Annotated in this window: 7 protein-coding genes; 5 read left to right on the top strand and 2 right to left on the bottom strand. The window is 68.0% G+C overall.

Features of this window, described 5'->3' with window-relative positions:
- Window positions 1–295, top strand: a 295-nt coding sequence (locus tag NC4_RS30555) for a DNA glycosylase AlkZ-like family protein (RefSeq protein ID WP_174566907.1), incomplete at its 5' end; no start/stop codon positions are given.
- A 97-nt stretch (window positions 296–392) separates the two neighbouring features.
- Here NC4_RS30555 and NC4_RS30550 read toward each other — a convergent pair.
- Together NC4_RS30550 and NC4_RS30545 are read right to left on the bottom strand one after the other, a co-directional pair.
- On the bottom strand, window positions 393–743 hold the full coding sequence (locus NC4_RS30550) for a hypothetical protein (RefSeq protein WP_067545172.1): 351 nt from the start codon (window positions 741–743) through the stop codon (window positions 393–395).
- A 373-nt stretch (window positions 744–1,116) separates the two neighbouring features.
- The gene (locus tag NC4_RS30545) at window positions 1,117–1,323 is read right to left on the bottom strand and encodes a hypothetical protein (protein ID WP_067545169.1); all 207 of its coding nucleotides are present in this window, start codon (window positions 1,321–1,323) and stop codon (window positions 1,117–1,119) included.
- A 135-nt stretch (window positions 1,324–1,458) separates the two neighbouring features.
- On the opposite strand from NC4_RS30545, the gene uvrC reads away from it, so the two are divergent.
- From uvrC to whiA, 4 genes are all read left to right on the top strand, one after another.
- Window positions 1,459–3,474 carry an excinuclease ABC subunit UvrC gene (gene uvrC / locus NC4_RS30540; RefSeq protein WP_067545165.1) on the top strand — a complete coding sequence of 672 codons (2,016 nt, stop codon included), beginning with the start codon at window positions 1,459–1,461 and terminating at the stop codon, window positions 3,472–3,474.
- 243 nt (window positions 3,475–3,717) lie between these two features.
- Window positions 3,718–4,677, top strand: coding sequence for an RNase adapter RapZ (gene rapZ, locus NC4_RS30535; protein ID WP_067545162.1), 960 nt, complete (start codon window positions 3,718–3,720; stop codon window positions 4,675–4,677).
- Complete coding sequence (locus NC4_RS30530) at window positions 4,674–5,735, top strand: gluconeogenesis factor YvcK family protein (protein ID WP_067545159.1); 1,062 nt, start codon at window positions 4,674–4,676, stop codon at window positions 5,733–5,735. The genes rapZ and NC4_RS30530 overlap by 4 nt, the downstream gene beginning before the upstream one ends.
- Window positions 5,726–6,709 (top strand): DNA-binding protein WhiA, encoded by a 984-nt coding sequence (whiA, locus tag NC4_RS30525; RefSeq protein ID WP_067545156.1) that lies wholly within the window; start codon window positions 5,726–5,728, stop codon window positions 6,707–6,709. The genes NC4_RS30530 and whiA overlap by 10 nt, the downstream gene beginning before the upstream one ends.
- Window positions 6,710–6,797 lie beyond the last annotated feature (88 nt).

The following is a 6,797-nucleotide window of genomic DNA, read 5'->3' as shown; positions in this document are numbered from 1 at the left end:
CGAGATCTACACGCCGGAACACAAACGCGTGCACGGCTATTACGTCTTCCCGTTCCTGCTGGACGGCGAACTCGTTGCCCGCGTGGATCTCCGGGCCGAACGCGGCGCCGGTCGCCTGCTGGTGCCCGGGGCCTTCGCCGAACCCGGCCGCGACACCGCCCGGGTCGCGGCCGAGCTCGCCGACGCCCTGCGCGAAATGGCCGACTGGCTCGAACTCGACACCATCGAGGTCGGCGAGCGCGGCGATCTCGCACCGGCGCTGGGCGCCCTGGTGAATTCGCGCCTGTCGGCGTGAAGCAGCACTCGGCCGCGGTCGACGGCACGACCGCGGTCGAATGTGCGACAGCCCGGAGCGGCATTGCCGCGGCGTCCGATCGTGCCGCGGCCCGCGCTCAGAACGGGCCGTCGAGCCAGTAGTCGAGAACGATGCCCTGCCGCCCCTGGCCGGTGCACTCGACGGTGAGCGGAATAAAGGGCCGGATCGAATCGCCCACGATGTAGGTGGGCTGCTGCACCCCGCGCCCGACCTGCCGGAATCCGGCGCAGCGCACCACCGCGGCATACCAGTTCTGGGTGTCGGTGCAGAAGAAGGTGGCGGTGTCGAGCGTGCGGTCGATCGTGCAGCCCTCCCCGTGGGTGAAGGCGTTCGACGGAGCCGCGACCGCGACCAGCCCGACCGCGCTCAGGCCCACGGCCGAGCCGATCGCGACGAACCGGTGACGCAGTCGAAAACGGGAAATCATGCGGTGGTGCTCCCCTCGTGTTCAAACAGATCGTCAATGACAGTGCGTCCATACTGACCGCGCGAGCAGCCTGCGCGCGGTAATCGCCCACAGCGCGTCCCGGCGTGGCGCGCGGCTCCGCGACTCGTCGTTCGGCACTGCCACCCGTCGTTCCGGCGCGCTCTTGGCCGGGATCTACCGACCGGTGTGGGATTCCGGCCGAAGCATGCCGAGACGACGAGCGGCTGCACCGTGCGTCGGGATGAAGGGCGGCCGCACCGTGTCGGGACGACGAGTGGCCGCGTGTCGAGATGAAGGCGGCCGGACTGTGCCGGATGAAGAGCGACGAGCCGTGCCGGGTTGACGAGCGGAATCGCTGCCCGGCCGGTGGCGCTCAGGCCAGTGCCGTCGTGGCCGGAGACGTGGCCGTGCCGCCGCAGAGGATGAGCGGCGACTCGTGCTTCAGGTAATCCCCGTACACGAAGATCGACGCGTCGGAGTCGGCGGTCGCAGGCATGGACACGGCCACCAGTGCGGCGGCGGCCAGGCTCAGGGCGGACCCGATGGCGAGGGACCGGCGGCGACGGCGAAGGCGGATCATGGTGCGAGCTCCTCATCTGTTCACTGATCTTGTCGATACCTTCGTCGCCGCGGCCGTCGTGGATGAAGACTGCGGCGTGGCGCGCATTCCCGGCCGTGTCGGCGGCTTGTCGGGGCGGCTCGTTAACCTGGTGGCGTGGCAGATCCCGCGACGTACCGGCCCGCGCCGGGCACCATTCCCGTCGAACCCGGTGTGTACAAATTCCGGGACGTGCACAAGCGGGTCATCTACGTCGGCAAGGCGAAAAGCCTGCGGAGCCGGTTGAACTCGTACTTCGCCGATGTGGCCTCGCTGCATCCGCGCACCCGCCAGATGGTGACCACGGCGGCCAGCGTGGAGTGGACCGTGGTGTCCACCGAGGTGGTAGCGCTACAGCTGGAATACAACTGGATCAAGGAGTTCGATCCGCGCTTCAACGTGCGGTATCGCGACGACAAGTCCTATCCGGTGCTGGCGGTCAGCCTCAACGAGGAATACCCGCGGGTGTTCGTCTACCGGGGCGCGCGCAAGAAGGGCGTGCGCTACTTCGGGCCCTACGCCCATGCCTGGGCCATTCGCGAGACCCTCGATCTGCTGCTGCGGGTGTTCCCGGTGCGCACCTGTTCGGCTGGAGTCTTCAAGCGGCACAGTCAGATCGGGCGTCCCTGTCTGCTCGGCTACATCGACAAGTGCTCCGCGCCGTGCATCGGCCGGGTGAGCGCGGCCGAGCACCGGCAGATCGTGGAGGACTTCTGCGACTTCCTCTCCGGTAAGACCGACCGCCTGGTCAAGGAGCTGGAGCGGCGCATGCACGCCGCGGCCGAGGAGCTCGACTTCGAGACCGCCGCCCGGCTGCGCGACGATGTGCAGGCGCTGCGCCGGGCGCTGGAGAAGCAGGCCGTGGTGCTGGGCACTGGCACCGACGCCGATGTCATCGACTTCGCCATCGACGAGCTCGAGGTGGCGGTGCAGATCTTCCACGTCCGCAATGGCCGGGTGCGCGGTCAGCGCGGCTGGGTGGTGGACAAATCCGGCGATGCCATCGACACGGTGGAGGCCGGTGGCGAACTGCCCGCCCTGGTCGAGCAGTTCCTCACCCAGTTCTACGGCGAGCAGTCCGCCATTGCCGATCAGACCGGCGAGGATGCCGCGGGCACGGTGGTGCCGCGCGAGGTGCTGGTCCCGGCGCTGCCCGCCGATCCCGACCAGGTGCAGCAGTGGCTGTCCGGACTGCGTGGTTCGGCGGTGCAGTTGCGGGTGCCGCAGCGCGGCGACAAGAAAGCCCTGGCCGAGACCGTGCAGCGCAATGCGCAGGAGGCCCTGGCCCAGCACAAGCTCAAGCGGGCGGGCGATCTCACCGCGCGGTCGGAAGCGCTGCAGGGCATTCAGGACGCCCTGGATCTCGACAGCGCGCCGCTGCGCATCGAGTGCGTGGACATCTCGCACGTGCAGGGCACCGATGTGGTGGCCTCACTGGTGGTGTTCGAGGACGGGCTGCCGCGCAAGTCCGACTACCGGCACTACACCATCAAGGAGGCCGCAGGCGACGGCCGCTCCGACGATGTCGGCAGCATTGCCGAGGTGACCCGGCGGCGCTTCGCCAAGCTGCGCCGCGATATCGATGCCGCCGAGGCCGCCGATCTGGAATCCGGTTCGGGGGCAAGCGAATCCGACGAGGCCCTGGAGCCGGGCCTGCCCGGTATCGATCCGAGGACCGGCAAACCGCGCCGCTTCGCCTACCCGCCCAACCTCTACGTGGTCGACGGCGGCGCACCGCAGGTCAATGCCGCCGCCGAGGTCCTCGACGAGCTCGGCATCACCGATGTGGCCGTGATCGGCCTGGCCAAGCGCCTGGAAGAGGTGTGGGTTCCCAATGCGCCCGATCCGGTCATCATGCCGCGCACCAGCGAGTCGCTGTATCTGCTGCAGCGTGTCCGCGACGAGGCGCACCGCTTCGCCATCACCTTCCACCGCAGCAAGCGCTCGCGCCGCATGACGGCCTCGGCGCTGGATGCGGTGCCCGGTCTCGGCGCGGCGCGGAAGACCGCGCTGGTCACGCACTTCGGTTCGGTGGCCAAGCTGAAGAAGGCCACTGTGGAGGAGATCACCCAGATCCCCGGTATCGGTGCGGCCACGGCGAAGGCCGTGCTCTCGGCCCTGAATCCGGAGTAGCCCGCCCGCATAATCCGCCCGATTCCGGGGTAGACCTCTGCAAGCCGGGGCCGATCCTCGCCGGGCGGGTAGGCTGTGCACGCCGAGCCGCGCGACACGCCGAAGGCGGGAATCGCGACACGCCGTCTGTGCAGGTCGGGAGGGAGAATTGCAGTTGTGTCTCGCCTCCCGCGTGTGGCTGCCGCGGAATACGGCATCGGTGCAGGATGATCGACGGAAACCCAGAAACGAACCCGGTAGGACATGACGCGCGTCGAAGCCAGCAATAATGCGGTCGAAAACAGCAGCAGCACAACCGATATCGGTGAACCATCCGCGGCGCCCGTCGAGGTCGTCATCGTGACCGGACTCTCCGGCGCCGGACGCGGCACGGCCGCGAAGGTGCTCGAGGATCTTGGCTACTACGTCACCGAAAATCTGCCGCCCGAACTGATCGGCCGCATGGTCGAACTCGGTGCGGGCGCGCAACCGCCGATCCGCAAATTGGCCGTGGTGATGGATGTGCGCAGCTGTTTCTTCACCGGAAATCTCTCGGCGGTCACCGAACAATTGCGGTCCGCGGGCGTGCGCACGCGAATTCTGTTCCTGGAAGCCAGCGATGACGTACTGATTCGCCGCTATGGTTTCGCGCGGCGGCGTCATCCCTTGCAGAGCGAGAGCGCCGACGGCACGCTCACCGCGGGCATCGCCGCCGAACGGGAGCGCCTTTCCTCGGTGAAAACCGCCGCCGACCTCGTAATAGACATCACCGAACTATCGATTCACCAGCTACACCGAAAGATGGAGGAGGCCTACGGCGGCGATGCGCCGACCGCCTTACAGCTCACAATCCAATCGTTCGGTTTCAAGTACGGAGTACCACTGGACGCGGACATGGTGTTGGATTTGCGTTTCCTGCCCAATCCGCATTGGGTGCCGGAACTCCGCGAACAGACCGGACAGGATGCCGCGGTCAGTGAGTATGTGCTGTCGCGCCCGGGCGCCCAGGATTACCTGAGCACGGGCCGGCACCTCATCGACCTCACGACCGAGGGTTACCGCCAAGAGGGGAAGCGATACATGACCGTGGCAGTCGGCTGTACCGGTGGTAAGCACCGCAGTGTGGCGACGGCCGAAGCGCTGGGCGAGCTGCTCGGCGCGGGCGCGAACAACGGACCGGGTGACGTGGTGCGCGTGGTCCATCGGGATTTGGGGCGGGAATGAGTGAGCGCGAATCCAACGGCCGCGAAGCCAATCCCGCCATTGTGGCGCTGGGCGGCGGGCACGGGCTGTACGCCACGCTGTCGGCGGTGCGCCGCCTGACCCGCAAGATCACCGCGGTGGTCACGGTCTCCGACGACGGCGGCTCCTCGGGACGGCTACGCGCCGAACTCGGCATGCTGCCCCCCGGTGATCTTCGAATGGCCCTCGCGGCCTTGGCCGAAGAGACCGACGGCGTCTGGGCGCGCACCGTCCAGCATCGGTTCGGCGGCACCGGAGCGCTCGCCGGGCATTCGGTGGGCAATCTGATTCTGGCCGGATTGACAGAGGAACTCGGCGATCCGGTGGCCGCCCTCGACGAGGTCGGCAAGATGTTGCGCATTACCGGCCGGGTGCTGCCCATGTCGCCCATCGCGCTCACCATCGAAGCGGATGTGGCCGGGCTGGAAGGCGATCCGCGGGTGAGCCGGTGCATCCGCGGTCAGGTGGCGGTGGCGACCACGCCGGGCAAGGTGCGCCGGGTGCGGCTGATCCCCTCGGATCCGCCCGCCTGCCCCGAATCGACCTCCGCCATCGAGCACGCCGATGTGGTGGTCCTGGGCCCGGGCAGCTGGTTCACCAGCGTCATTCCGCACCTGCTCGTGCCCGAATTGCACGAAGCTCTACTTCATACCCGGGCGCGGAAAGTGCTGGTGCTCAACCTCGCTGCGGAACCGGGCGAAACGGCCGGATTCTCCGCGGAACGGCACCTGCATGTATTGTCCCAGCACGCACCGGATTTCACAGTCGACCATGTTCTGGTCGACTCGGGTTCCGTACCCGAGGGTAGGGAACGCGAACATGTGGCAAGAGCTGCCGAACAGCTGCGAGCACGAGTAACCTTCGCTGATGTCGCCGAGGCGGGGACGGACCGGCACCACCCCGGAAAGCTTGCCGCCGCACTGGATCAGGTGATCCGGCAACCTCGGCCGGAATTGGCAGGGCTTCGAGTCGAAGGACGGCATATGAGCCAACGTGTGCGGTCCGGTTTGGGTGGAAAGGAGCGCGTCTCGTGGCGATGACAGCGGAAGTGAAGGACGAGCTGAGCCGGCTCACCGTATCTCAGGTGAGCTCGCGCAAAGCGGAGCTGTCCGCACTACTGCGGTTCGCCGGTGGATTGCACATCGTCGGCGGTCGGGTGATCGTCGAGGCCGAGGTGGACATGGGTTCCATCGCGCGTCGGCTGCGCCGGGAAATCTTCGAGCTGTACGGATACGGCTCGGATGTGCATGTTCTCGGTGCGGGTGGGCTTCGGAAAACCTCCCAGTACGTGGTGCGTGTTTCGAAGGAAGGCGAGGCGCTGGCGCGCCAGACCGGGTTGCTCGATGTGCGCGGCCGTCCGGTGCGGGGTCTGCCCGCGCAGGTCGTCGGCGGCAGCATCGGTGATGCCGAAGCCGCTTGGCGCGGAGCGTTTCTCGCGCACGGCTCGCTCACCGAGCCGGGCCGCTCCTCCGCGCTGGAAGTGAGCTGCCCCGGTCCGGAGGCCGCCTTGGCGCTGGTCGGCGCGGCCCGCCGCATGGGCATCTCGGCCAAGGCCCGGGAGGTGCGCGGCACCGACCGCGTGGTGGTGCGCGACGGCGAGGCCATCGGCGCACTGCTCACCCGGATGGGTGCGCAGGACACCCGGCTCACGTGGGAGGAGCGGCGCATGCGCCGCGAGGTCCGCGCGACGGCCAACCGGCTGGCCAACTTCGACGACGCCAACCTGCGTCGCTCGGCGCGCGCGGCGGTTGCCGCGGCGGCGCGAGTGGAGCGGGCGCTGGAGATCCTGGGCGACGATGTGCCCGATCACTTGGCGGCCGCGGGCAAACTGCGCGTGCTGCACCGGCAGGCCTCACTGGAGGAACTCGGCCAGCTCGCCGATCCGCCGATGACCAAAGACGCTGTGGCGGGCCGTATTCGCCGCCTGCTGTCGATGGCCGACCGGCGGGCCAAGGAATTGGGCATCCCAGACACCGAATCCGCTGTGACAGCGGAATTGCTGGAAGAAGCCTGAACCAGAATCCGCACAACCGCCGAGACCATTCTGTGACACGCCCAGGTCACCAGTGACAGGGGCGTGTCAAGGATGTATCCGGTCGGGT

Origin of the sequence: Nocardia crassostreae, assembly GCF_001613405.1 — a bacterium.
Lineage (GTDB): Bacteria > Actinomycetota > Actinomycetes > Mycobacteriales > Mycobacteriaceae > Nocardia > Nocardia crassostreae.
This window is presented reverse-complemented; position numbering and strand designations above follow the sequence as displayed.

Excerpts from the sequence above, each read along its gene's own strand:
- NC4_RS30550 (WP_067545172.1), bottom strand. The coding sequence starts at position 743 with ATGATTTCCCGTTTTCGACTGCGTCACCGGTTCGTCGCGATCGGCTCG.
- NC4_RS30545 (WP_067545169.1), bottom strand. The coding sequence starts at position 1,323 with ATGATCCGCCTTCGCCGTCGCCGCCGGTCCCTCGCCATCGGGTCCGCC.
- rapZ (WP_067545162.1), top strand. The coding sequence starts at position 3,718 with ATGACGCGCGTCGAAGCCAGCAATAATGCGGTCGAAAACAGCAGCAGC.
- NC4_RS30530 (WP_067545159.1), top strand. The coding sequence starts at position 4,674 with ATGAGTGAGCGCGAATCCAACGGCCGCGAAGCCAATCCCGCCATTGTG.